Origin of the sequence: Rhodococcus sp. TAF43, assembly GCF_052113525.1 — a bacterium.
GTDB lineage: Bacteria > Actinomycetota > Actinomycetes > Mycobacteriales > Mycobacteriaceae > Prescottella.
In genome coordinates this window covers 1-24961 of sequence record NZ_JBFRDL010000032.1, presented here as the reverse complement: position 1 = coordinate 24961, position 24961 = coordinate 1, and the positions used below count along the sequence as shown (strand labels likewise).

The 24961-nt window shown below is 67.8% G+C and carries 23 protein-coding genes and 2 pseudogenes; 14 read left to right on the top strand and 11 right to left on the bottom strand.

Annotated elements, in window-relative coordinates; genetic code table 11:
• The first annotated feature begins 112 nt into the window (after window positions 1–112).
• Genes dnaK through AB4Z09_RS18940 form a run of 4 tightly spaced genes read left to right on the top strand, consistent with a single transcriptional unit; the run spans window position 113 to window position 4167 of the window.
• Window positions 113–1954 carry a molecular chaperone DnaK gene (gene dnaK, locus AB4Z09_RS18955; protein WP_114721535.1) on the top strand — a complete coding sequence of 614 codons (1842 nt, stop codon included), beginning with the start codon at window positions 113–115 and terminating at the stop codon, window positions 1952–1954.
• A complete protein-coding gene (gene grpE, locus AB4Z09_RS18950) occupies window positions 1951–2514 on the top strand; it encodes a nucleotide exchange factor GrpE (RefSeq protein ID WP_174913070.1) in 564 nt (187 codons plus the stop codon). The genes dnaK and grpE overlap by 4 nt, the downstream gene beginning before the upstream one ends.
• 34 nt (window positions 2515–2548) lie before the next feature.
• Entirely contained in the window at window positions 2549–3727 is a 1179-nt protein-coding gene (gene dnaJ, locus AB4Z09_RS18945) for a molecular chaperone DnaJ (RefSeq protein WP_114721539.1), read from the top strand.
• Between the two features lie 32 nt (window positions 3728–3759).
• Window positions 3760–4167 (top strand): heat shock protein transcriptional repressor HspR, encoded by a 408-nt coding sequence (locus AB4Z09_RS18940; RefSeq protein WP_442240447.1) that lies wholly within the window; start codon window positions 3760–3762, stop codon window positions 4165–4167.
• Between the two features lie 77 nt (window positions 4168–4244).
• Here the strand turns inward: AB4Z09_RS18940 and AB4Z09_RS18935 are convergent, their stop codons facing one another.
• The gene (locus AB4Z09_RS18935; RefSeq protein ID WP_442240446.1) at window positions 4245–4466 is read right to left on the bottom strand and encodes a hypothetical protein; all 222 of its coding nucleotides are present in this window, start codon (window positions 4464–4466) and stop codon (window positions 4245–4247) included.
• Window positions 4467–4896: 430 nt separating this feature from the next.
• Between AB4Z09_RS18935 and AB4Z09_RS18930 the strand changes: the two genes are divergently transcribed.
• From AB4Z09_RS18930 to AB4Z09_RS18910, 5 genes and pseudogenes are all read left to right on the top strand, one after another.
• On the top strand, window positions 4897–6111 hold the full coding sequence (locus tag AB4Z09_RS18930; RefSeq protein ID WP_442240445.1) for an ABC transporter substrate-binding protein: 1215 nt from the start codon (window positions 4897–4899) through the stop codon (window positions 6109–6111).
• Window positions 6112–6157: 46 nt separating this feature from the next.
• Window positions 6158–7015, top strand: a complete 858-nt coding sequence (locus AB4Z09_RS18925; RefSeq protein ID WP_114721551.1) for a branched-chain amino acid ABC transporter permease — start codon at window positions 6158–6160, stop codon at window positions 7013–7015.
• Window positions 7016–7017: 2 nt separating this feature from the next.
• Window positions 7018–8841, top strand: a complete 1824-nt coding sequence (locus AB4Z09_RS18920) for a branched-chain amino acid ABC transporter ATP-binding protein/permease (RefSeq protein WP_442240462.1) — start codon at window positions 7018–7020, stop codon at window positions 8839–8841.
• On the top strand, window positions 8841–9560 hold the full coding sequence (locus tag AB4Z09_RS18915; protein ID WP_174913060.1) for an ABC transporter ATP-binding protein: 720 nt from the start codon (window positions 8841–8843) through the stop codon (window positions 9558–9560). Before AB4Z09_RS18920 ends, AB4Z09_RS18915 begins: the two co-directional genes overlap by 1 nt.
• A 75-nt stretch (window positions 9561–9635) precedes the next feature.
• Window positions 9636–10564: pseudogene (locus tag AB4Z09_RS18910) on the top strand (TIGR03619 family F420-dependent LLM class oxidoreductase).
• 75 nt (window positions 10565–10639) lie between these two features.
• On the opposite strand, the gene AB4Z09_RS18905 reads toward AB4Z09_RS18910, so the two are convergent.
• Window positions 10640–11326, bottom strand: coding sequence for an LLM class flavin-dependent oxidoreductase (locus AB4Z09_RS18905; RefSeq protein ID WP_442240444.1), 687 nt, complete (start codon window positions 11324–11326; stop codon window positions 10640–10642).
• A 74-nt stretch (window positions 11327–11400) separates the two neighbouring features.
• Window positions 11401–11652, bottom strand: a complete 252-nt coding sequence (locus AB4Z09_RS18900; protein WP_114721756.1) for a hypothetical protein — start codon at window positions 11650–11652, stop codon at window positions 11401–11403.
• Window positions 11653–11801: 149 nt separating this feature from the next.
• Between AB4Z09_RS18900 and AB4Z09_RS18895 the strand changes: the two genes are divergently transcribed.
• The gene (locus AB4Z09_RS18895) at window positions 11802–12506 is read left to right on the top strand and encodes a PadR family transcriptional regulator (RefSeq protein ID WP_442240443.1); all 705 of its coding nucleotides are present in this window, start codon (window positions 11802–11804) and stop codon (window positions 12504–12506) included.
• 23 nt (window positions 12507–12529) lie between these two features.
• Here AB4Z09_RS18895 and AB4Z09_RS18890 read toward each other — a convergent pair whose 3' ends face one another.
• From AB4Z09_RS18890 to AB4Z09_RS18870, 5 genes are all read right to left on the bottom strand, one after another.
• Window positions 12530–13465 (bottom strand): alpha/beta hydrolase, encoded by a 936-nt coding sequence (locus tag AB4Z09_RS18890; protein WP_442240442.1) that lies wholly within the window; start codon window positions 13463–13465, stop codon window positions 12530–12532.
• 38 nt (window positions 13466–13503) lie between these two features.
• Entirely contained in the window at window positions 13504–14295 is a 792-nt protein-coding gene (locus AB4Z09_RS18885) for an IclR family transcriptional regulator (RefSeq protein ID WP_114721558.1), read from the bottom strand.
• 201 nt (window positions 14296–14496) lie between these two features.
• A complete protein-coding gene (gene bphC / locus AB4Z09_RS18880; protein WP_114721559.1) occupies window positions 14497–15429 on the bottom strand; it encodes a biphenyl-2,3-diol 1,2-dioxygenase in 933 nt (310 codons plus the stop codon).
• 29 nt (window positions 15430–15458) lie between these two features.
• The gene (locus AB4Z09_RS18875) at window positions 15459–16640 is read right to left on the bottom strand and encodes a hydroxylase (RefSeq protein ID WP_114721560.1); all 1182 of its coding nucleotides are present in this window, start codon (window positions 16638–16640) and stop codon (window positions 15459–15461) included.
• A gap of 42 nt (window positions 16641–16682) precedes the next feature.
• Complete coding sequence (locus tag AB4Z09_RS18870) at window positions 16683–17861, bottom strand: Rieske 2Fe-2S domain-containing protein (protein WP_442240441.1); 1179 nt, start codon at window positions 17859–17861, stop codon at window positions 16683–16685.
• Window positions 17862–18114: 253 nt separating this feature from the next.
• Here AB4Z09_RS18870 and AB4Z09_RS18865 point away from each other — a divergent pair, with 253 nt between their 5' ends.
• From AB4Z09_RS18865 to AB4Z09_RS18850, 4 genes are all read left to right on the top strand, one after another.
• Complete coding sequence (locus AB4Z09_RS18865) at window positions 18115–18924, top strand: mycofactocin-coupled SDR family oxidoreductase (RefSeq protein ID WP_114721758.1); 810 nt, start codon at window positions 18115–18117, stop codon at window positions 18922–18924.
• Window positions 18924–19757, top strand: a complete 834-nt coding sequence (locus AB4Z09_RS18860; protein WP_442240440.1) for a mycofactocin-coupled SDR family oxidoreductase — start codon at window positions 18924–18926, stop codon at window positions 19755–19757. Before AB4Z09_RS18865 ends, AB4Z09_RS18860 begins: the two co-directional genes overlap by 1 nt.
• A gap of 25 nt (window positions 19758–19782) precedes the next feature.
• A complete protein-coding gene (locus tag AB4Z09_RS18855) occupies window positions 19783–20607 on the top strand; it encodes an SDR family NAD(P)-dependent oxidoreductase (RefSeq protein WP_442240439.1) in 825 nt (274 codons plus the stop codon).
• Between the two features lie 145 nt (window positions 20608–20752).
• The gene (locus AB4Z09_RS18850) at window positions 20753–22330 is read left to right on the top strand and encodes an AMP-binding protein (protein ID WP_442240438.1); all 1578 of its coding nucleotides are present in this window, start codon (window positions 20753–20755) and stop codon (window positions 22328–22330) included.
• Between the two features lie 60 nt (window positions 22331–22390).
• Here the strand turns inward: AB4Z09_RS18850 and AB4Z09_RS18845 are convergent, their stop codons facing one another.
• From AB4Z09_RS18845 to AB4Z09_RS18835, 3 genes and pseudogenes are all read right to left on the bottom strand, one after another.
• Window positions 22391–23119 carry a hypothetical protein gene (locus tag AB4Z09_RS18845; RefSeq protein ID WP_442240437.1) on the bottom strand — a complete coding sequence of 243 codons (729 nt, stop codon included), beginning with the start codon at window positions 23117–23119 and terminating at the stop codon, window positions 22391–22393.
• Between the two features lie 172 nt (window positions 23120–23291).
• Window positions 23292–24062, bottom strand: a complete 771-nt coding sequence (locus AB4Z09_RS18840; protein ID WP_442240436.1) for an FAD-binding oxidoreductase — start codon at window positions 24060–24062, stop codon at window positions 23292–23294.
• A 35-nt stretch (window positions 24063–24097) separates the two neighbouring features.
• Window positions 24098–24852, bottom strand: a pseudogene (locus AB4Z09_RS18835) (NmrA/HSCARG family protein).
• Between the last annotated feature and the right edge of the window lie 109 nt (window positions 24853–24961).

Sequence of the window (24961 nt, the reverse complement as noted above, 5' to 3'; positions counted from 1 at the left end):
CGGAGTCGCATGCAAACTTGAGCCGGATACGCTCACCTGAGGTTCATCAGCTCAGTGTCGAGAAGATAACCGCAGCTCGAGAGGCTGCGAAGAAGGAAAGTGAGGGATCACTATGGCTCGTGCGGTCGGAATCGACCTCGGGACCACCAACTCGGTCGTGTCTGTGCTCGAAGGCGGCGAGCCGGTAGTGGTCGCCAACTCCGAGGGCTCGCGCACCACCCCGTCCGTCGTGGCCTTCGCCAAGAACGGTGAAGTGCTCGTCGGTCAGCCCGCCAAGAACCAGGCGGTCACCAACGTCGACCGCACCATCCGCTCGGTCAAGCGCCACATCGGCACCGACTGGAACGTGGAGATCGACGACAAGAAGTACACGCCGCAGGAGATCAGCGCCCGCACGCTGATGAAGCTGAAGCGTGACGCGGAGGCGTACCTCGGTGAGGAGATCACCGACGCCGTCATCACCGTCCCCGCCTACTTCGAGGACGCGCAGCGCCAGGCCACCAAGGAAGCCGGACAGATCGCGGGCCTCAACGTCCTGCGCATCGTCAACGAGCCCACCGCGGCCGCGCTGGCGTACGGCCTCGACAAGGGCGAGAAGGAACAGACCATCCTGGTCTTCGACCTCGGCGGCGGCACCTTCGACGTGTCCCTGCTCGAGATCGGCGACGGCGTCGTCGAGGTCCGCGCGACCTCCGGTGACAACCACCTCGGTGGCGACGACTGGGACGAGCGCATCGTCAGCTGGCTGGTCGACAAGTTCAAGGCTCAGAACGGCATCGATCTGACCAAGGACAAGATGGCCCTGCAGCGTCTGCGTGAGGCTGCGGAGAAGGCGAAGATCGAGCTGTCCAGCTCGCAGAGCACCTCCATCAACCTGCCGTACATCACCGTCGACGCGGACAAGAACCCGCTGTTCCTCGACGAGCAGCTCACCCGCAGCGAGTTCCAGAAGATCACCTCCGACCTGCTGGACCGCACCCGCGCGCCGTTCCAGGCCGTGGTCAAGGACTCGGGCATCGCCGTCAAGGACATCGACCACGTCGTGCTCGTCGGTGGCTCCACCCGTATGCCGGCCGTCTCCGACCTGGTTCGTGAGCTTACCGGTGGCCGTGAGCCCAACAAGGGCGTGAACCCGGACGAAGTGGTTGCAGTCGGAGCGGCGCTTCAGGCCGGCGTCCTCAAGGGCGAGGTCAAGGACGTTCTGCTGCTCGACGTCACCCCGCTGTCTCTCGGTATCGAGACCAAGGGTGGCGTGATGACCAAGCTCATCGAGCGCAACACGACGATCCCGACCAAGCGCTCCGAGACCTTCACCACGGCGGACGACAACCAGCCGTCGGTGCAGATCCAGGTGTTCCAGGGTGAGCGCGAGATCGCCTCGCACAACAAGCTCCTCGGATCGTTCGAGCTGTCCGGTATCCCGCCGGCCCCGCGCGGCGTGCCGCAGATCGAGGTCACCTTCGACATCGACGCCAACGGCATCGTGCACGTGACCGCGAAGGACAAGGGCACGGGCAAGGAGAACACGATCAAGATCCAGGACGGCTCCGGTCTGTCCAAGGACGAGATCGATCGGATGATCAAGGACGCCGAGGCGCACGCGGAGGAGGACAAGAACCGCCGCGAGGAGGCCGAGGTCCGCAACCAGGCCGATTCGCTGGTGCACCAGACCGAGAAGTTCATCAAGGACAACGAGGACAAGGTGCCCGCCGACGTCAAGGAGAAGGTCGAGGCCGCGGTCACCGAGGTCAAGACCGCTCTCGCCGGCTCGGACATCGCCGCCGTCAAGGCTGCAGTGGAGAAGCTGTCCACCGAGTCGCAGGCACTGGGCCAGGCGATCTACGACGCGCAGGCCGCCGACGCCGCCGCGTCGGGTGACGGCTCCGGCCCCGCCGCTGACGACGTCGTCGACGCCGAGGTTGTCGACGAGCCGACCGATCAGGACAAGAAGTGACGGCGGAAAACCCCGAGCGCGAACCGGTGACGGCCGACGATCAGGTCGACGCCACCACCACCCCGGCTGCCTCCGAGGAGGCGGCCGGGGCCGGTGCGGCCGAGACGGACGATCTGACCGCGATCACCTCCGAACTCGAGAAGGCCAGCACCGAGCTGGGCTACGCGAAGGCGGAGATCGCCAACATCCGCCGCAACGCGTTGGCCCGGATCGATCGGGCCGTCGAGGACGAGAGGGTCGCGGTGGTCGGGAAGTTCCTCGACCTCGTCGACGATCTCGACCGGGCACGCGCCCACGGGGATCTGGAGTCGGGACCGCTGAAGGCGCTGTCCGACAAGCTCGCCGGTGTGCTCGACGGTCTCGGCCTCGAGGGGTTCGGCGCCGAGGGCGATGCCTTCTCCGCGGAACTGCACGAGGCCGTGCAGATGGAGGGTGACGGTGACAACCCCGTCCTCGGGGCAGTGCTGCGCAAGGGCTACCGCCTGGGCGAACGAGTGCTCCGCACGGCGATGGTGACCGTCACCGACGGCGCGCCTGCAGCCGATGCGGCAGCCGAGTAGATAGACAGACAACAGTGAAAGGAGGAGACGCCCAGTGAGCCAACGGGAGTGGATCGAAAAGGACTTCTACAAGGAACTGGGTGTCTCTTCCGACGCCTCCGCCGACGAGATCAAGAAGGCGTACCGCAAGCTGGCCCGGGATCTGCATCCCGACGCCAACCCCGGTGACACCAAGGCGGAGGAGCGTTTCAAGACGGTCAGTGAGGCGCATGCCGTCCTGTCCGACCCCGCGAAGCGCAAGGAGTACGACGAGGCCCGCCGCTTGTTCGCGAGCGGCGGCTTCGGCCCCGGAGCCGGATACAGCACCGGCGGTGGCGGTTTCGGCGGCGGCGGCTTCGACATCAACGACCTGTTCGGTGGTGGCGGCGGCGGTGCCGCCGGCGGCGACGGTGGCCTCGGTGACCTGTTCGGCGGGCTGTTCAACCGCGGTGGCGGTGGCCGCACCACGGCGTCGCGTCCGCACCGCGGCAGCGACGTCGAGACGGAGACCACGCTCGAGTTCCGCGAGGCCGCCCAGGGCGTGACGGTTCCGCTGCGCCTGACCAGCAGGTCGGCGTGCACCACATGCCACGGCAGCGGTGCCGAGCCGGGTACCAGCCCGCGGGTGTGCCCGCGCTGCAACGGAACCGGCGTGGTCAGCCGCAACCAGGGTGCGTTCGGTTTCAGTGAGCCGTGCGACGACTGCCGCGGCACCGGGTCGATCATCGACGATCCGTGCGCCGACTGCCACGGAAACGGCGTCACCAACCGCACCCGCACCATCACCGTCCGGGTTCCCTCGGGCGTGAGTGACGGCCAGCGGATCCGCCTGGCGGGTCAGGGTGAGGCCGGGCTGCGGGGTGCACCGTCCGGCGACCTGTACGTCACCGTCCACGTGCGTCCCGACAAGGTGTTCGGGCGCAACAACGACGATCTGACGCTGGTGGTGCCGGTCAGTTATGGCGAATTGGTGCTCGGTACGACCCTGTCGGTGCCGACACTGGACGGCCGTGTGGGCGTGAAGGTTCCGGCCGGAACCGCGGACGGACGGATTCTCAGGGTGCGAGGGCGCGGTGTGCCCAAGCGCGGCGGAGGCGCCGGCGATCTGTTGGTCACCGTGAAGGTTGCGGTGCCGCAGAAGCTCGACGACCCCGCCACCGAGGCGCTCCAGACCTACCTGGAGGCAGAGAAGGCCAGCGGATTCGATCCGCGGGCAGGATGGGCCGGCGCCTGACCGGCGCGAACCGATCGAACAGGTGAACCATCATGAGCGACAAGCAACGCAAGGCGTCGGAGGTCCCAGCGGACCCCGATGCGCGGGTGTTCGTCATCTCGGTGGCCGCCGAACTGGCCGGGATGCACGCACAGACGTTGCGTAACTACGACCGGCTCGGCCTGGTCACCCCGCACCGCACCACCGGTGGCGGCCGCCGGTACTCGCCGCGGGACGTGGCTCTGCTGCGTGAAGTGCAGCGCCTGTCCCAGGACGAGGGCGTCAACCTCGCCGGCATCAAGCGGATCATCGAGCTGACCAACCAGGTCGAGGCGCTGCAGCACCGCGTCGACGAGATGGCCGCCGAGGTCGCCCGCGTCCACGCCAGTTACCGCCGGGACCTGGTGCCCATCCCGCGCAGCAACGCGCTCGTCGTCTGGAAGCCGCGCAACCAGCGCTGACCCACAGCTCAACCCCTGAACGGGAGTTCACCGCACACCTTCGTGTTCGAAGCGTGCCGTGAACTCCCGTTCGCCGTTTACACGGGTGCACCGGCGTCACACAGGACACGGGTGATCTGTGCGATGAGGGTCGGTCGGCCGTGGATCAGCTGCCGGGCCTTGACGGTGTCGACCTCGATGTCGTTGTGCAGGTAGGTGTCGGGGTAGATGCGCGTGTAGTGGCGTCGGAGTCGACGCCTGCTCACCAGGTCCCGATCGAGGGCGGCCCTGCCGTGGAACGGTACGAGAATTCCAGTCATGCCGGCACGCTCGCGGCGTGCCCCGACACGGAATGCGCCCAGCGCGCCGCGGCGTCGTCGCCTGTGGGCGGTGCCGGTGCTGTGGACAACCCCTGATCGACCCTGACCAACCCCGGAACGGGAGTTCACGGCACGCTTTCGGCCCCGGGAACGTGCCGTGAATTCCCGTTCAGCGGTATCGCGGGGCATCGCCCTCCCATCCCATGGTCGAGTCGGTTGACGTTACCCACGTCACACCCTTATGCTCCCACTCGAGCAAGTGCTTGGTGAATCAAGCAAGTGCTTGATGGGAAGAGCTCGGTGGGTGTTGATGCAGGGTGACGTGTCTAGGCGTCGCCCAGCTGGGGCTCGCCGAGCTCTTCCGTGTCCAAACGCGCCAAGCGAGCGCTTGGTTCTGTAGGTACGTAGCGGGTGTCCTAGGAGGGCAGTCATGAAGAATCGGCGTCCAGTGTTCGTCGCGGCGGTTGCCGCGTCGGTCTTGACGATTGCGGGGTGCGGTGGCACGGACTCCGCCGAGGCCGGCGGCGCCGATGCGCCGTACCGGGTCCTCGTGACCGGCGGTATCAGCGCCCAGGGTGTCCTCGCGGCCAACGCGCAGACCTCGATCCTCGCGACCAAGGCCGGTGTCGAGGTGCAGAACCAGGCCGGTGGCATCGGTGGTCGCCAGATCGAACTGACGGTCGTCGACGACGCCGGTGACGCCACGATCGCGGTCACCAAGGTGCGCGAGGCCATCAACAAGCAGAAGCCGGACCTCGTCCTCAACTCCGGACCGTCGTCCGTCGGCGCCGCGGTGCTGCCGATCCTCGAGCAGAACGACATCCTCTCGTTCAACGTTGCGCCCACGCCGGATTCGACGGATCCGTCGAAGTTCCCGCTGAACTTCGACCTGGCGCCCGGCGCCGGCGACAACGCCCGCGGCATCGTCGGCCACGTGAAGGAGAAGGGCTACGACAACATCGGTGTCATCCACGGCAGCACCGCGTACGGCGAGCTGTTCGGCAAGGAGATGACCTCCGAGCTGGAGAAGGCCGGGCTGAAGCAGGCCGGCAACGAGGAGTACGAGGCCACCGCGCTGGATATGACCGCGCAGCTGCAGTCGCTCAAGAACGCCGGCGCCAAGGCGATCGCGCTGGACGCGTACGGCGCGCCGCTGGGGTACGTCCTGCAGAGCATGCAGCGTCTGGGCTGGGACGTGCCGCTGATCGGCAACACCTCGGTGTCGAGCACCAACCTCGTCGCCAACGAGCCGCCGAACGGCGTCCTCGGTACGCCTGAGGTGAAGAACCTTGTCTCGCAGGTCTTCACGAGCACCGTGTACGACCCGAACAACGAGGCCGTCAACAAGATGGTCGACACGATGGCCTCGATGGGCACCATCTCGTCGACGCTGATCATCGCCGACAACTACGACGCGTTCCCGCTCGTGGCCGCCGCTGCCGAGAAGGCCGGCACCACCACCGATTCCGAGAAGCTGGCGCAGGCGCTCGAGACCGAAGAGGTCCAGAAGAACGCGAAGACGGCCTTCCTGTCCCGCTACAACTTCACTGCCGACAACCACGGCCCGAACCCGACGCAGGACGAGATGAAGTTCATCGCGCCCACCAAGGTCGTCAACGGCCAGTTCGGCAATCCGGCCGCATGACGTTCATGAACTCTGATTCCCATACGACGCGAAGGAGGTTCTCGCTGTGACGATTCTGTGGTCGGGGCTCGCCCTCGGCGCTGTCTACGTGCTCGTCGCGATCGGGTACAACATCGTGTTCGTCTCGTCGAACACCTTCAACTTCGCGCAGGCGCAGTTGATGATGGTCGGCACCTTCGTGGCCTACACGGGCCTGGTGACGCTGAAGCTTCCGGTGCTGGTGGTTGCCGTGATGGCCACCGTGACGGTGATGATCCTCGCGGCCGTCGAGGAGTTGGTCGCGATCAGACCGGTCGCCGATCACCAGAACCAATTGGTGACGACATTGGGTGCGGCAACGTTGCTCAACGGTGCGACGCAGTTGATCTGGGGCAGTGAGCCGCTGACGGTTCCGTTCTTCGGGTCGAACGACCCGATCACCATCCTGGGCGGCCGGACGTATCCGGTCGAGATCGCGCTGCTGGTCCTGTCGATCGTGCTCGTGATCGGCCTCGGTCAGCTGAGCAAGCGGACCATGACCGGTCTGGCTCTCATGGGTGTCTCCGAGGACCGCGAGGCCGCGATGCTGCGTGGTGTCAATGTGCGGCGCATCGCGATGGGCGCGTTCGCGTTCTCCGGTGCGATCGCCGGTGTGCTCGGACTGTTCGTGGGCCCCAAGACGTTCGCGGTCGCGACGCTCGGTGCCGCGCTGGCGCTCAAGGGCTTCGTGGCCCTGGCGATCGGCGGCTTCGGTTCGCTGCCGGGCGCACTGATCGGTGGTCTGACGGTCGGTCTGGTCGAATCGTTCACCGCACTGTGGGCGGGTAGCCAGTACAGCAACATTGCGGTGTTCGTCGTGCTGATCGTCGTCCTGATGGTCAAACCTGCCGGACTGTTCGGCACGGTGAAAGAACGGGTGGTGTGACCATGCAGATCTGGCGCACTCTGCGCGGTGTCCCGAGCTGGATCTTCGCGCTCGCATTCGGCCTGATCGTGTTCTTCGCACCGATGCTGGGCATGGACGCGACGAACACGCGTCAGCTCCAGCTGGCGTGCATCCTGGCCCTGGTGGTCAGCGGCCTGAACCTGAGCCTCGGCTATGCCGGTGAGCTCGCACTGGGCCAGGCCGCGATGTACGCGGCCGGCGCGTACACGGCCGGTCTGATGTCCCAGGCCGGGCACACCGAGATCCTGGTGCAGTTGGCGGCCGCGGGCGCGGTCGCACTCATCGTCGGCATCATCACCGGCATTCCCGGTCTGCGACTGGGTAGTTGGTCGCTGGCGATGACGTCGTTCTTCCTGATCCTGTTGGTGCCCGACATCCTCGCGATCTTCGGCGGCAAGACCGGTGGCCGTAACGGCCTGTCCGGGATGGAACCGCCGACGCTGTTCGGCCAGGACATCGACAAGAACTTCTACTACGTCGTGGTCGGCGTGACGATCCTGTGGTTCGTGGTGATGCGCAACCTCGTGGTCTCGCGTCACGGCATCGCGTTCCGCACGCTCAAGCAGTCTCCGGTTCTCGCGCAGTCCCAGGGTGTGTCCGTGTTCCGGATGAAGCTGTTGGGCTACGCGATCGGCGCCCTGCCCGCAGGCCTCGCGGGCGCCCTGTTCGCGAACACCGACCTGTTCATCGCCCCCGAGGCGTTCGGTTTCACGTTCGCCACCGCGGTGCTCGCGGCGTCGATCCTCGGTGGTTCGGCGAGCGTCTACGGTGCGGTGATCGGTGCGGCCATCATGCAGTTCGGGCCGAATCAGTCGACCGCGTTCCAGGAGTACTCGCTGATCTTCTACGGCGGCTTCCTGATCATCGGCGGCGTCCTGCTCTCGGGCGGACTCACGAAGGTGTTCCGCAGCCTGGCAACCAGGCTCGACCGCAAGGCCGGTATCGGCGCCCTCGAACGGCCGGAACCGCGGGACCCGGAGGCGATTCCGCATGTCGATCCCATCGCGGGTGCCACGCTCGAGGTCGACGGCATCTCGAAGGCGTTCGGCGGGAACCAGGCGCTCGAGGCGGCGACCCTGCGGGCCGAGCCGGGCCGGGTGACCGCGCTGATCGGGCCCAACGGTTCCGGCAAGACCACGATGCTCAACATGATCTGTGGCTTCTACACCGCGGACTCCGGTCGAATCGTCATCGGTGACACCGAGGTCCAGAAGTTCTCGTCGAACCGGGTGGCCCGTGAGGGTGTGGCCCGCACGTTCCAGACCCCGAACATCCCCGAGAACGTCACGGTCCTCGAGGCGGTCGCCTCGGGCCGGTACATGACGAACCGTGCCTCGATGCTCTCGGCCGTGTTCCGGCTGCCGAGCTTCCGCAAGGTCGCCAAGGCCGACATCACCGAGGCCGAGCGGGTCCTCGAACTGGTCGGAATGTCGCACCTGCAGGGCGAGGTTGCCACCTCGCTGCCGCTGGGAATGCGACGGATGCTCGAGGTCGCGCGCGCCGTGATCGCCGAGCCGCGGGTCCTGCTGCTCGACGAGATCGCGTCCGGCATGGACGAGGACGAACTCGTGCGGCTGTCGGTGCTCATCCGCGCCCTGCGGGACGCCGGCGCCACCGTGCTGCTGGTGGAGCACAACTTCCGCCTCGTCCTCTCCCTCGCCGACACCATCGTCGTGCTGGCGCAGGGACAGGTCATCGCGTCGGGCCCGCCCGCGGAGATCGAGCACCACCCCCGCGTGCTCAGCGAGTACCTCGGCGTGGACCCCGACAGCGGCACGGCTACCGAGCTGGAGAAGGTGGAGTGATGAAACCGGTTCTGAGCGTTCGGAATCTGCAGTCCGGTTACGGTGACCTGCGCGTGGTCTGGGACGTCTCCTTCGACGTCTACCCCGGCCAGGTGACGGCCCTGCTCGGACGCAACGGTGCCGGCAAGACCAGCACCCTGCGTGCGATCTCCGGTCTCAACAAGGTTCACGGCGGCACCATCGAGATGGACGGCCAGGACATCTCCGGTGTTCCCGCCCACCAGCGGGTGCGCCGCGGCATGGCGTACGTGCAGGAGGGCAAGCGCGTCTTCCACAAGCAGACCATCGAGCAGAACCTGCTGCTCGGCGGCTACACCACGAAGAAGCGTCGCACCGCCCTCAAGTCCGAGGTCGAGCGCATCTACGAGATGTTCCCGATCCTCGGTGAGAAGCGGAACCTGTTGGCCGGCTCGATGTCCGGTGGTCAGCAGCAGATGCTGGCGATCGGTGCGGCACTGATGGCAGAACCGAAGCTGCTGCTGCTCGACGAGCCGTCGGGCGGCCTGGCCCCCGTCATCGTCAACGAGGTCATGGAGCGCGTCCAACTGCTCAAGGAAACCGGCCTGGCCGTGCTCCTCGTCGAGCAGGCCGTCGAGGCGGCGATGAGCGTCGCCGACCACGTCACCGTCCTCGACATCGGCAAGGTCGTCATGGACTCGCCGGCGTCGGAGATCGACGACCTCGCAGTCCTCAAGGACGCGTACTTCGGGCGCGTCTGACCGGCACTGCAAACCCCTCAACGGGAGTTCACGGCACACTTCGACAGCGAATGCGTGCCGTGAACTCCCGTTTCGGTGCTTTCTGAAGGAAGAGGACAAGGACCCACGAGGATCGGACTGGACGTCTTCGGTGCGGAGCGACTCTACGACGGCGACCACCGTGGACTGCTCGACCTGGCGGCGGAGGCCGACCGGCGCGGCATCGACCTGATCACGACCTCGGACCACCTGGGCTTCTCGCGGGAGGCTCACGAAGAGCGAGTGCGTGCCAACGGTTTTCCGTTCGAGCTCGAGCATCCGTGGCTCGAACCGATGTCGTTGCTGTCCGCGGTGGCCGCGGTGACCGAACGGGTGGAGCTGGGCCTGTACGTGCTCGTTGCGCCGCTGCGGCCGGCGCTGTTGCTCGCCAAGCCGATCGCGACGCTGGACGTGCTGTCGCGGGGCCGGACGCGGATCGGGATGGGCGTCGGCTGGCAGCAGGCCGAGTACGAGGCGGCGGGGATTCCGTTCGAGCGCCGCTTCGGTCGGTTGGAGGAGACGGTGGCCGCGTGCCGCGAACTGTGGGGTCCGCCGCCGGCGTCGTTCACCGGAACGGGCTTCCGTTCTCCGACTTCTACAGCCTGCCGCGTCCCGTGCAGTCACGGGTGCCGGTGATCTTCGGGATGGCGCCGTCGAAGCGGAATTTCGACCGGATCGCGCGCGTCGGCGACGGCTGGACCGCCGCCCCGGCGGACATGCCCCGCCTCGCCGAGAGCATCACGCTGCTGCGCAACTGTTTCGAGGAGCATGGCCGCGACCCGGCATCCGCCGAGGTACAGATCATGCTGCCGGCAATCGACGACGGATCCGGTGGCGTCGACTTCGACGCGATGGCGGCATCGGCCGACCAGGCGCGGGAACTGGGCGTCGACACCGTGCTGGTGCGTCCGTCGGCGCTGGCAATCGGGGCAGATCACGTCGATGCTTTCCTGACCTGGGCGGTCGGGCTCGGTGGGAATGCGTAGCCCAGCGGACCCCTGAGCGGGAGTTCGCGGCACACCTTCGCCGTCGAAGTGTGCCGTGAACTCCCCTCCAGTGCTTCAGGAGCCGGCGATGGCCTGGTCGGCGAAACGGCGGACGGCGTCGAGGCGGGCCCGCGGATCGGACGGATCGGCGCCGTAGAGTCGCCACGGGGAGACCCGGACACGGGTGACGCCGATGTCGGCGAGCGCGCGGTGTCCGTCGATGTCCGAGACGTCGGTGGGGGAGGCGTCGATCTCGAACGGCTCGTCGGCGCGCCCGAACTCGGCGCGCAGTTCGCCCAGACGCTCGATCGCGGAGGTCAGTTCTGCGACCCCGGTGTTGACGGAGATCCAGCCGTCCGCGAAGCGTGCCGCGCGGCGCAGGCCGGCCTCGCTGTGCCCACCGCCGTAGACAGGCACCGGCAGATCCGGTGCGGGACTGATCATCAGCCGGTCGAAGTCGTAGTGGTTGCCGTGGAACTCGACCCATTCGGGACCACGCCCGGCGCACACGGCCTGCAGGATCTCGATGGCCTCGTCGGTGCGGGCACCGCGGGTCCGCATCTCGGTGCCGGTGAAGGTGAACTCCTCCGGGATCCACGACAGCCCGACGCCGACGGCGATCCGGTTGCCTGACATCACGGCCATCGTCGCGACCTGCTTCGCCGTCAGCAGCGGATCACGAAGCGGCAGCTTCAGCACGTTGGTGTAGAAGCCGATTCGCTCGGTGACGGCGGCCATCGCGCCCGGCAATGCCCACTTCATGGTTCGAACGTAGGGGACGCATCGGTGTGCGTGCCTGGGCGATCCCGGTGGCAGAGACCGGGACCGCCGTCGGATCACTCGAGGCGGCCGGGCACCGGGTAGCTGCGCAGGGACAGGCCGAGCTGTCCGGAGATCGTGAGATCGTCGATGGACTCGCGCAGCTTGTGGCACGTGGGCGTCCACGGACGTCCGACCTCGGTGCGGGCCTCGGCGAACTCGGGGCAGGCCCGGTCGGCATCCTCGAGCCACTGGATGCTGGTGTGGGCCTCGCTGTACTTCTCGACGAGGACTCGGTTGCCGCAGCTGTTGCAGCTGACGCTTTCCATGAACGGACCTCCTGACTCCATGCGTGACGGTAGTCACTGTCGTGTCGTACGTCTGCAGTTCTCCCACGGAGCGGGAGGTGCGCTCCCGGTGAGCGGACACTTGCTACCGGGCTGTAACCACCTTCTACCTGGGCTGTTAGGCTTCGGCCATGCCCGAAACCGAGCCCGCCAACGACGCTGTCGACGCCGGCTACCCGTCGCTGCCCGCCACCAGTTGGGCGGTTCTGGGCATGCTGACCCTCGGCGAGGGGCTCACCGGATACGACCTCAAGAAGTGGGCCGACTGGAGTATCGGCTACTTCTACTGGAGCCCGTCGATCAGCCAGGTGTACGGGGAACTCAAGAAGCTCGAGGCGGCGGGCCTGGTGGAGTCCGAGATGGTCTCCGAGCCCGGCGAGCGCGGCCGGCGCGTCTACCGGATCACCGAGCGTGGGACGCATGCGGCGCGGAACTGGTCCCGGGACGCGCCCGTCGACCAGCCCGTGCTCAAGCACGGTTTAATGCTCCGGCTGTGGATGGGACACCTCAACGACCCCGAGCACCTCAAGGCGCTCGTCGAGGCCCACATCGAGAACATGGAGGCGCTGCGCCAGCGCRCCGAGTTGCACGCCGACCACGCCACGCGCGAGCCGTCGTGGGCGTTCTCGAAGATGAGCCTGAAGTGGGCCGAGCGCTACTACCGGGCCGAGATGGACCTCGCGCGGCAGATGCTCGACGATATCGACGAGGCCGCAGAGACTTTCGCGCACGTGCGCGAGCGGGACGAACTTGGCAATCCGATTCCCGAGGTGGCTGGTTCCTGGCGTGATGTCGAGGACTTCGTCGAGGGCTTGGAGAAGGGTGGGCAGCGCTGAGCGCCCACCCCTCCCGCTGACGCTCAGTTCGACGCGGTCCCCAGGATCGACTGGAGGTCCGCCCACAACTGCTTGCGCGCCACCTGGGTGATCGACAGTGCCGGAATCGTCAGGAATCCGTGGAACAGCCCCTCGTACACGCGGTGGATCGTGGGCACACCGTCGGCCGCGAGCCGTGCGGCGTAGGCGTCGCCCTCGCTGCACAGCGGGTCGCGGGTCGCGGTGATGACGACGGCGGGCGCGACGCCGGACAGGCTCTCGGCGCGGTTGGGGGAGATCAGCGCGCTGTCCGCGCCGCCGGGTGCGTACTGCTTCCAGTACCACTGCATCGCCGCACGGGTGTTGAAGTGACCCTCGGAATAGGTTCGGTAGGAGTCGGTTTCGAAGTCGTCGTCGATGACGGGGTAGAGCAGTGCCTGGGCGGCGACGGCCGGGCCACGACGATCGCGGGACGCCAGCGCGACGGTGGCCGCGAGGTTGCCGCCGGCGCTGTCCCCGGCGACGATCAGTCGGGCCGGATCTGCGTTCAGGTCGGCGCAGTTGTCCGCGGCCCAGACGAGCGCCGCGTAGACGTCCTCGAGTGCGGCCGGGGCCGGATGCTCCGGGGCGAGTCGGTAGTCCACCGAGATCACCACGGCGCCCAGTCCGTTCGCGGCCGCACGGCAGATTCCGTCGTGGGTGTCGAGGTCGCAGAACACGAAGCCGCCACCGTGCGCGAAGACGACCACGGGCCGCGGCTGCGTGGAGTTCGCGGCCGGCTCGTAGACGCGGACCGGGATCGGTCCGGCGGGTCCGGCGATCTCGAGGTTCCGGACCGACGCCACCTCCTCGGGATTCGCGACGGGCTGTAGACGGGCCCGGATCGCGGCCCGCGCATCGGCGCCGGTCATCTCCTCGACGGGGGGAAACCCTGCGTCGAGCAGGGTGAGCATCGACTCGACCTCGGGATCGATCTGCATGGTGCTCCTAGAAGTCTGGGGTCAGGAGTGTCTGGGGATCAGGCGTACTGGAGGCGGGCGCGGGGCGCCGCGGTGGGCATGCTCTGCAGGCGGTTGCGGTGCGCGATCGGCGCCGCGCCGTGGCTGCGTCCGGTGAGGGACTGCAGGATCGCGTTGGCGGCCATGCGGACCGGCGCGGAGTGACGGTGGTCGAACTTGAGGTGACTGGTGGGTCCGCAGATCGACAGCGCGGCGGTGACGCCCCCGACCGGACCGATCGGGACGGCGATGATGCCGATGCCGCCGGAGATCTGGCTGACCTCGTAGGCGACGCCCATCTCGCGGACCTTGTGCAGTTCGGGCGTGAACTCGGCGAGGCTGTCGGTGCCGTTCGGCGTGTACGCGAGCAGGGCCTTGCCGATCGCGGAGTTGCGGGCCGGGTAGCGGCTGCCCACGCGGGTGGGCAGCTCGGCGGCGAGCCGTCCGCCGACCTTGTCGAGGTAGAGAACGTCGGTGCCGTCGAGGACGCCGAGGTGTACGACGTAGCCGGTGACGCGGTGCAGTTCCTGCAGGATCGGTGCCGCAGCGGAGTGCAGGCGATTCTGGTGGACGGCGATCGAGCCGAGTTCCATCAGCCGGGTGCCGAGCTCGTAGTCGCGGCCGTCGCGGCGCAGCCAGCGCATCTCGACGAGACGCTCGAGCATGCGATGCGCCGACGACCGGGGCAGCCCGGTGCGCTTGACGACCTGGGCGAGGGTGAGGCGGCCGGGGCCGTCGAAGGTGTCCAGGACGAGCGAAACCCGTTCGAGGATCGCGGTCGGGGTGGAGTCTGCAGTCGCTGGTGCGGTCATCGATGTCTCCCTCACTTCTGTCGAGCATCGCCGTGAGACCCATCTGACGTGGGTATTTCGATTAGAAATAATGACACAGGATCCACATTTTGTGAAGTGGATCACCAAGATCGACATACGCCGAAAGGGGGAACCCGATCGTCCCTGGTAGGACGGGGTTCCCCCTGACGGCGGATTGTTCGGTTGGAGTGGGTCCCGCTGCTACATCGCGGCGAGCGGCTCGCTGCCGGACCAGTCGTGGCCCCAGTAGCTGTCGGCGGTGATCTCCTCGGCGGAGTAGTACCGCTCGTCGACCTTCTGGCCCTCGGTGCCGAACTCGATGTCCCAGCCGCCGGGTGCACGGACGTAGAAGGACACCATCTTGTCGTTGGTGTGGCGGCCCAGCGTCGAGGACACCGAGAAGCCGTCCTTGACGACGCGATCGAGGGCCTGGCCGACGGCGTCGAGCGTGTCGACCTCGACCATGATGTGCACCAGGCCCGGGGCGCCGCTGTGCGGTGCCGGGCACAGCGCGAGGCTGTGGTGGCGCTCGTTCACGCCCAGGAAGCGCACCCGCAGCGGGCCGAACTCCGGCGGGGCCGGGATCCGGAACGCGCCGCGCGGCAGGAAGCCGAGGACGTCGGTGTAGAACTCGAACGTGCCGTTCGGATCCATCGTCGGCAGCACGACGTGGCCGAGGCCCTGCGCACCGGTGACGAACTTGGATCCGAACGGGGTGACGACCGGGCTGTGGTCGAGGACCGCGCCGTGGAATATCTCGAGCGTCGCGCCGGCGGGATCCTGGAAGGTCACCACCTCCTCGACACGGCGGGCGTCGGCCTCCTCGACCGAGAGCGGCTTGACGGCGATGCCGGCCCGCTCGACGGCCTCGGTCACGCGCACCAGGGCGTTGTGGTCGCGGACCTCCCAGCCGATGGTGACAACCTCGTCGGTCTCGCCGGGGACGACGATGATGCGTGCCGCGCGCTCGTCCATCCGCAGGTAAAGGGCGTTCTCGTCGGGTCCGCTGCCCTTCGCGAAGCCGAGCACGTCGAAGGCGAACGTGCGCCAGCGGTCCATGTCGTTGGTCTGGACCTTCACGTAGCCCAGGCCGCGGATGTCGGTGCCGAAGCCGCCGACATTGGGGTTCGTCATGTTGTCTCCGTTGTGATTTCGAATGGTGGTCAGATCATCGCGCGCAGCGGACCCTGCGGGTCGACGCCCAGACCGCTCAGCGTCGCCGCGTGGTACACCGTGCCCGGCACATGGATCGCGTGGTGCAGGCCGGCGTGCGCGTCACGCCAGAAGCGCTGCATCGGCTTGTCCATGCGCAGGGCGTTGCCGCCGCAGCGGGCGTACACCGCGTCGATGGCCTGGACGGCCTGCCAGGCGGCGTTGACCTGGGTCTCGCGGCCGAGGGCGCGCTGCTCGAACGTCGGCGTCTTGCCGGCATCGACCAGGTCCCACATACGATCGACGTTGGCCAGCAGCGAATCCCGGGCCGACTGCAGCTTCGCGGTGGCCTCGCCGATGGCGAACATCGAGTACGGGTCGTCCTTGACGGCGGTGCCCTGCGGGTTGATCCGCTCACGCTGGTACTCGTTGGCGTGGTGCAGCAGGCCCTCGCAGATGCCGATCGTGGCCGACGTGATGCCCAGCGGGAACATGTTGGACCACGGCATCAGGTACAGCGTCTCGGTGCGCCCGTACTTGCGGACCGCGGTGCCGTCGATGACCTCGTCGCAGTCCATGACCCGGTAGTCCGGCACGAAGGCGTCCTTGACGACGACGTCCTTCGAACCCGTGCCGCGCAGGCCCACGACGTCCCACGAGTCCTCGATGATCTCGTAGTCGCTGCGCGGGATGATGACGTGGAGCATGCGGGGCGGCATCTCCATGCTGCCGTCCGGGTTGCACGCCATCGCGCCGAGGAAGGCCCAGTCGCAGTGGTCGGTTCCGGAGGAGAACGACCACTTGCCGGCGAACTTGTAGCCGCCGTCGACCGGGATACACATGCCGCCCGGCATGTAGGGCGACGCCATCCAGGTGTCCTGGTCGTTGCCCCAGACCTCCTGCTGCACCTTGGGGTCGGCGAACGCGAGCTGCCACGGGTGCACGCCGACGATGCCGTGGACCCAGCCCGCGGACGGGTTCAGCGACGCCATCCGCATCACGGTCTCGGCGAACTCGCGCGGGTGGACCTCGAGGCCGCCGTGCTCCTTGGGCTGGAGCATCCGGATGGACCCGGCGTCCTTCATCCGCTTGGCGGTGGCGTCGGCGACCTTGCCGATCCGCTCCGCCTCGATGCCCTCGACGAAGATGTCGTCGGCGGCTGCCTCGATGCGGGCCAGGACTTCGTAACTCATGTGTATTTCCTCTTCGAGTCGGGGTGTTCTATGAAGCGGAGACTAGGAGGTCGGGGCCGAGTTCTCGGCCTTTTTCGCGATGTTCTCCGCGACTTCCTGCTGCCAGCTCACGACCGCCCGGGTGGTGTCGATCTCGAACTCGAAGCGCTTGGTCATGTCGTCGGTGATGTCCTCGACGTCGACGTAGAACTGCTGGTACCAGCGGCGCAGCTGGTAGACCGGGCCGTCCTCCTCGGACAGCAGCGGGTTGTCGATGGGCGCCTTGTTCTTCCAGATCTCGACGTCCTGCTCGAAGCCCATCTCGACGCCCTCGGCGAACTTCGCGGCCATGTCGGCGGCGTCCTCGTCCGACAGTCCCGGGAGCTTCTTGACGATCGCGCCGTACTGCAGCACGAACTCGTTGTTGCTCACCGGGTAGTGGCAGTTGATGAGGACCGTCTCGATCGTCTGACCGTTGGCGTCGGACTCGAGCCAGTCGATCATGTACGACGGGCCGAAGTACGTGGCCTCCGAGCGCAGTTCGGCGTTCGGGTCGTCGTAGTTGGTACCGCTCACGATGTCCTCGCGGCCCGTGGACTTCATGAACTGCGTCGCGGTGTGGCCCTCGAAGACGTTCTTGAAGTAGCGCGGGAACGAGTAGTGGATGTAGAAGAAGTGCGCCATGTCGACGACGTTGTCCACGATCTCGCGGCAGTGCGAACCCTTGATGCGCAGGGTCTTCCAGCTCCAGTCGGTCCACTCGTCGGATCCGTACCCCGCGATGTCCGGGATGGTCACGTCGGCCGGCGGCTTGTTGCCCTGCGGGTCGTTCCAGACGTAGAGCTGGCCGTTCTTCTCGAGCGTCGTCCACGCGCGGGTCTTCGCGAGCGGGGGCACGCGCCGGGCGTAGGGAATGTCGGTGCACTTGCCGTTTCCGCCCCAGCGCCAGTCGTGGAACGGACAGGCGATCGAGTCGCCCTTGATCTCGCCCTGGCTCAGGTCACCGCCCATGTGGCGGCAGTACGCGTCGAGGACCTTCAGATCGCCCTTGCTGTCGGCGAACACGACGAGCTTGGTACCGAATGCCTCGATGGGGTGCGGCTYGCCGTCCTTGAAGTCCCGGGTGAGACCGATGCAGTGCCAGCCGCGCGCGAAGCGGGTGGGCGCTGCGGCGGCCTCGATCTCGCGGATCTCGTCGGTGTCGGTCGTCGAGCCGTTGGTGGGCGCCGTGTCGAGTGACATGTGTTCCTCCGTGCCGTCAGGGGGCTGTCCTGTGATGCGCCTCATAGAACTCGGCGGCGTGTCGAGCGGGAAGGGGTTCTCCCGCTGGATGGAACACCCCGGAGGTCGTGGTATAGCGGCAGGTCGGAGCGGTCGTCGTGCGGTTTCGACGGTGCCGGCACCCGGCCGGCCGGGTCCTCCCACCACGCGGGAGGACTACTGCCGGGTCGCCGGATCGGCTGGCTAGCGTCGCCTCACGGTGAAAGGAATGATCATGATGCGGATGGCCGGTAAGACGGTGCTCGTGACGGGCGCCGGCAAGGGGATGGGGCGCGTGCACGCGGTCCGCCTGGCCGAGGAGGGGGCCGACATCGTCGCGCTCGACCTGCCCGGACGCGAGTCGGAGACGGACCTCGCCGAGACCGCGCGCCTGGTCGAGCAACAGGGCCGACGCGTCGTCACCGGCACCGCCGACATCCGGGACTTCGACGCGCTCACCGCCGCGGTGCGGGCCGGTGCGCGCGAACTCGGACCGCTCGACGTCGTCGTCGCGAACGCCGGCATCAGCGACAACCCCGGCCCGTCGTGGGAGATCGACGACGCCGTGTGGAACCGGTCCATCGACGTCAACGTGACCGGCACGTGGCACACCGTCAAGGCCGGTGTCGCGGAGATGGATCCGTCCGGTGGTTCGGTGGTCATCGTCAGTTCGACGGCCGCGATCAAGGCGGTGCCCGGCGCGTCGCACTACTCCGCGGCCAAGCACGCGATCACCGGTCTGGCCAAGACCCTCGCGAACGAACTCGGTCCGAGAGCGATCCGCGTCAACACCGTTCATCCCGGTGCCGTCGCCACCGCGATGACCCTCAATCCCGCCACGTTCGCGCGGCTGCGGCCCGATCTCGAGAATCCCACCGCCGCCGACGTCGCCGAGGTGCTGGCCACCAAGATGCTGCTGCCGGTGCCGTGGGTGGAGTCGATCGACGTGAGCAACGCGGTGCTGTTCCTGGCATCGGACGAATCCCGGTACGTCACGGGCCTGCAGATGGTCATCGACGCCGGCCAGACCCAGAAGGTGGCGTGATGAGCGGACGTCTCGAAGGCAGGGTCGCGCTGATCACCGGCGCGGCGCGGGGCATGGGCCGGGCCCAGGCGGTGCGGTTCGCGCAGGAGGGTGCCGACATCATCGCCGTCGACGTGTGCGCGCCCGTCGAACATTCGACCACGCCCGGTGCGTCGCCCGAGGATCTGGCAGAGACGGTCCGGCTGGTGGAGTCGCTCGGCCGCAAGATCTGTGCGTTCGAGGCCGACGTGCGTGACCAGCAGGCGCTCTCGGCCGCGGTCGACGCCGGTGTGGAGGCACTCGGACGTCTCGACGTCATCTGCGCGACCGCCGGGATCAGCTCGTCCGGTGCGGCCGTCGAGATGGGCTCCGAGCGCTGGCAGACGATGCTGGATGTCAACCTCACCGGGGTGTGGCGCACGTGCAAGGCCGGCATCCCACACATCATCGACGGTGGCCGCGGCGGCTCGATCGTGCTGATCAGCTCCATCGCGGGCCTGCGCGGCCTGGTGAGCGTCGGGCACTACACCGCGGCCAAGCACGGCGTCGTCGGGCTGATGAAGTCGCTCGCGAACGAGCTTGCGCCGCACAGTGTGCGGGTCAACACGATCCACCCGGCGAACACGCGGACCCCGATGATCCAGAACCCGTCCACGATGCGGACGTTCTGCCCGGGCGTCGAGGAACCGACGCAGGAGCAGTTCGAGGCGGGAACGCAGTCGATGCACCTGCTGCCGGTTGCGATGATCGAGCCCGAGGACATCGCCAACGCGAGTCTGTTCCTCGCGTCCGGCGAGGCCCGCTACATCACCGGTGTCACACTGCCCGTCGACGCCGGCCACTGCGTCAAGTAGAACCGCGGAAAGCAGGGACAGCACCATGCGATTCGAAGAACTGAAGGGCGGCACCGTCGTCGTGACCGGCGCCGGCAGCGGGATCGGGGAGAGTACGGCCCGGTACGCGGCGTCGCTCGGGATGAACGTGGTCCTCGCCGACATCTCGGCCGAGCGCATCGACGCGGTCGCCGGCGACCTGCGCGCCGACGGTCACGCGGTGCTCGCGGTGCCCACCGACGTCACCGATGCGGCCGCCGTGGACGCCCTCGCCGCCGCCGCGTACGACGAGTTCGGTTCGGTGACAGTGCTGCTGAACAACGCCGGACTCGAGTCGCTGGGCTACACGTGGGACATCCCCGCCGCCGAGTGGCAGCGCGTGATCGACGTGAATCTCAACGGGGTGTTCCACGGCATCCGCTCGTTCGTGCCGCGGATGGGCGCCGATCCGCGGCCGTCGCACATCGTCAACACCTGCTCGGTGGGCGGTATCGCGATCACCCCGCGGATGACGGCGTACGCAGCGACGAAGCACGGTGTGCAGGCACTCACCGAGTGCGTCTACCTCGAATGCGCGGAGGCGTTCCCGCAGATCCGGGTGTCGGTGTTCAGTCCGGGGCAGGTCGCGACGCGGATCTTCGAKGACGCCCCGGTGCACGACGCGACCGCGGCGGACGCCGGCTTCTGGCGTGACCAGATCCGGGAGGGGATGACCCCGGACGAGGCCGCGAAACTACTGTTCGACGGGATCGCGCGGGACGAGTTCTGGATCCTCACGCACCCCGACGCGTTCGAACGGCTCGCGTCCAAGCGCGCCCGGGTGCTGAGCGAGAAGCTGCGGCCCGACGCGCTGTTCGACGGGCGGAACTGACCGATCCTCTGGGTGTAACAGGTTCCAGTTCTGCGCAAATCCGGTTATCGTGTCGGTGACCCGGACCACACTGGCCGACCGTGGCGCGACCGGCGCTCGTAGCGCCGTGTCCGTGTCCGCGTCCGCGCGCGTAGAAGGAACACACATGACCGACGAGTTCACCGACGTTCTCCACCGCCCCCGCTTCCTGGCGGACCTGCTCATCACCGCGCTGGATCGCAACGCCGACCGGCCGGCGCTCTACCTCGGCGACGTCGTGCTGACCGGCGGCCAGATGCGCGACCAGATCAGCTGTTTCATCCAGGCGCTCGAGTCGCTCGGCATCGGCAAGGGTTCCACCGTCGCGATGCTGTCGAAGAACCGCCCCGAGGTCCTCATCAGCGTCGGCGCGCAGATGATCCAGGGCTGCCGCAACACCGCGCTGGCGCCGATGGGCTCGGTCGACGACCACAGCTACATCTTGGGCGACGCCGAGATCGAGACCCTGATCTTCGACCCGACCGCGTTCGAGGGCCGTGCGGCCGACCTGAAGGCCGCGGTGCCGTCGCTGAAGAATCTGTTCTCCCTCGGGCCGTCCGAGGTGGGCGTCGACGTGCTCGCGCTGGCGGCGACGTTCACGCCGGAACCGCTGGTGGCCGCGGACGTCGACGGCGACGATCCGTCGAGCATGGTCTACACGGGCGGCACCACCGGCAAGCCGAAGGGCGTGGTCAACACCTTCCGATCGGGTGTGACGCTGCCGCAGATCCAGATGGCGGAGTGGCAGTTCCCCGACGAGATGCGGTTCCTGGCATGCACCCCGCTCTCGCACGCGGGCATGGCTTTCTTCGTGCCGACGCTGATGCGCGGCGGTTCGCTCGTGGTGCTGCCGGCGTTCGAGCCGGGTGCGGTGCTCGAGGCGATCGAGAAGTACAAGATCACCTCGACGATGCTGGTGCCCACCATGATCTACATGCTGCTCGACCATCCGGACCTGAAGACCCGCGACGTCTCCAGTCTGGAGACGCTGTTCTACGGCGCCGCCGCGATGTCTCCGACCCGGCTCCAGGAGGGCATCGCCAAGCTCGGCCCGATCTTCTTCCAGTACTTCGGCCAGAGCGAGTGCGGCATGACGATCACCGTCATGCGCAAGGAGGAGCACGACCCGGAGAACATCGAGCGGCTCGCGTCGTGCGGGCGCCCCGTGCCGTGGCTCGACGTGCGCCTGCTCGACGACGACCTCGACGAGGTGCCGCGCGGTGAACTCGGCGAGATCTGCGTTCGTGGACCCTTGGTGATGAAGGAGTACTGGAAGAAGCCGGACGAGACCGCCGAGGCGCTGCGCGGTGGCTGGCTGCACACCGGCGACATCGCCCGCGCCGACAAGGACGGATTCCTGTTCATCGTCGATCGCAAGAAGGACATGATCGTCACGGGTGGGTTCAACGTCTTCCCGCGCGAGATCGAGGACGTCATCTCGGGGCACCCGGCCGTCGCGAGCGTCGCGGTCGTCGGAGTGCCCGACGAGAAGTGGGGTGAGGCCGTCAAGGCATGCGTCGTGCTGCGTGACGGCCAAACGGTGGAGGCGGCCGAGTTGGCCGAACGAGTCCGCGCCGCAAAGGGTTCGGTGCACGCACCCAAGTCGGTCGACTTCGTCGACGCGCTGCCGCTCACCCCGCTCGGCAAGCTCGACAAGAAGGCCCTGCGCGCGCAGTTCTGGGCAGGGGCCGCGCGCTCGGTGTGACAAGAACGCCCGGCCGACGAGAATCCGTCGGCCGGGCGTTTCCGTGTCGGTGTTCGTCGGTCAGCTACCGGCCACCGCGCCGAAGATCTTGACGAAGTCGATGCCGTTGATCACGTCGCTGACGGACCCGGTCGGATTGGTCAGCGACCCGAACATCGAGGTACTGGCCGTGCTGACCGAGCCGAGGCCGGCGGAATCCAGGCTGCCGTTCGCCGACTCGACCGGGTTCTTGGCCCGCACCTTCACGCAGGCGCCGGTCGTCGGCCATTCCTGACTGGTGCTCCAGCCGAGGGGCTTGGCCTGCACGCCGCTGACCAGTTCACTACCGGCCTGGGCGTCGTCGGCGACGCGGTAGGTCATTTCGAGGACCGCGTAGTTGCCGCCGGTCATGTCCCAGCCGCTGCCGCTCTCCCAGTACAGATTCTTTGCGGGGTCGTTGTTCAGGTGGGTGGCGCCCCACTTCTGGCCTCCGGCCAGGTACCAGACGTTCAGCTTGGAGCTGTCCAGCGTCAGTGCCGGGTCGTGGAACTGCCCGATTTCCTTGAGCATCCAGATTCCGCTGCCGCGGCTCACCTTGGTCTGGTAAGTGACGGTGCCGCCGGGTGCGACCTYGGCCTTGTCGGCGGTCTGCTCGACGACGATGCCGTCACTGTTGAAGTTCTTGGTCGGCTGGCAGGCGGACTCCTGGGCAGCGGCGGTTCCGGCGCCGAGAGAGACGGTCATGCCGGTGGCGATCATGGCGGCACTGGCGCCGGCGGCGGCAACTCGTCGTAGCGTCGTACGGTTCACGGAAGAGCTCCATTCGGTCGGAAGTGGTGTCGGCTACTGCAGCCATCAGGACGCGTACCGCACCGCATCACCTGGAGCCGTACCCCCGAACGCGTCCTCGCTGACTATATGGACGCCCGTCCAGACCTGCAGGAGATTCGTTCATTTCATGCCCGGCGGACCCGACGAACTGCTAGTCGAGCGGGTCGAACCGGATGGCGTCGGCGGGGGTTCCGGTGGCGATCAACCGATCCCGGGTGGTTCGCACCATGGCAGGGGAACCGCACACGAGGACCTGGTGGTCGACGAACGCGCCATGCGCCGCGACGACGTCGCCGAGCGTGCCCTCGAGCAGGTGGTCGTCGCCGAAGCCGGCCAGCGCACTGTCGCCCACGTGGTCGCGGATGCGCTCGTACCAATCGTCGGGGGCGCCGGGGTCGGTCACGTCCTCGACGACGGGAATCGTGGTGAGCCACGGCAACTGCTGCGTGAGCAGCCACAGCATGTCCGACGCGTACAGGTCCGCGACCGTCCGCCCGCCGACGAACAGATACACCTGCGGCGGGTTCGGCACCTGCACCAGGTCGAGAATGATCGAGCGCAGCGGGGCGAGGCCGGTGCCGCCGCCGACCATGACGACCGTCGGTCCCTCCTCGTCGACCGTGAGATCACCGCGCGGAGCGGAGATCTGCCACCGATCGCCGGGGCGTGTGTCCTCGACGATGCTGCGGCTCACCCAGCCGCCGGGGACGGTGCGGACGTGGAACTCGAGCTTGCCGTCGAGCGACGGCGGCAGCGCGGGGGAGAGGCGCCGGGGCAGGCGCGGATGCCCCGGCACGCTCACATCCACGTACTGGCCGGCGCGGAACGGCACGGCCTCACCGATCAGGCGCACCACCGCGACATCGCGGCGCAGGCGGTGGTGTTCGACGACGGTCGCGGTCCAGGAATCCTGCTGTTGCATACGACCATTGTTCCCGGTGATCGGGTCCGCCGCTGCTATCGCGCCGCGCCGAACGTGCTACCGGCCCAATCCGCGAACGACGTCCACCCCACGTCCGGGAACCTGGAATGCAGCCGCTCGAGGTCGACCCGGTAGCCGGGGCCGCGGCCATGGTGTCGGGAGTGGGTGCGTCACTTGCCAGTTCGATCCGCTCGCCGGCGAAGCGCTCGGGGGAGAGCAGGACGTGGGCCGCGAACGCCCCGAGATCCCTGCGATCGAGTTGTTGCAGTGGGCGATCCCGCGGCAGCGGCAGGTCGAGCACGCCCTCCGTGCGGATCCGATCGGCGCCGCCGAGTGCATTGTCGAAGAAGTACGTCGGCCCCAGGATCGTGTGGGCGAGCCCGCTGGACGTCAGCTCGGCCTCGATGACGGCCTTGCTCTCGAAGTGCGGAACACCGCTGTGCTGGTCGGCGCCGGCCACCGAGCTGAACACCAGGTGCGGTACCCGGGCCCGACCGGCGGCCGCGACGATCGTGCGGCTCTGGGTGATCTCCTCCTCGACCCCGCCCTCGAACGGCGTCGTCATGGCGAAGACGGCCGCCACGTCGCGCATGGCCGCCGCCAACGACTCTCCGTCGTCCAGCGATCCGGTGACGATGTCGGCGCCCCGGTCGGCGAGGGATCGTGCCCCGGCCGACGTCGGGTTGCGCACCAGGGCACGCACCGGCGCGCCCCGGTCGAGGAGGGCCGTGCTGACCGCTCGCCCCTGTCCGCCCGTGGCGGCGAGAACCAGTATCGGATGGGTGGCCATCGGATCTCCTCCGGTCGGTGACACGGGGTGCTTCCCGCCGCGAGCGTACCCCCGGAAACGGCGTGGACACGACGGACCGGGGCCGTGTCCGGGCGAAGCGCCCGAACAC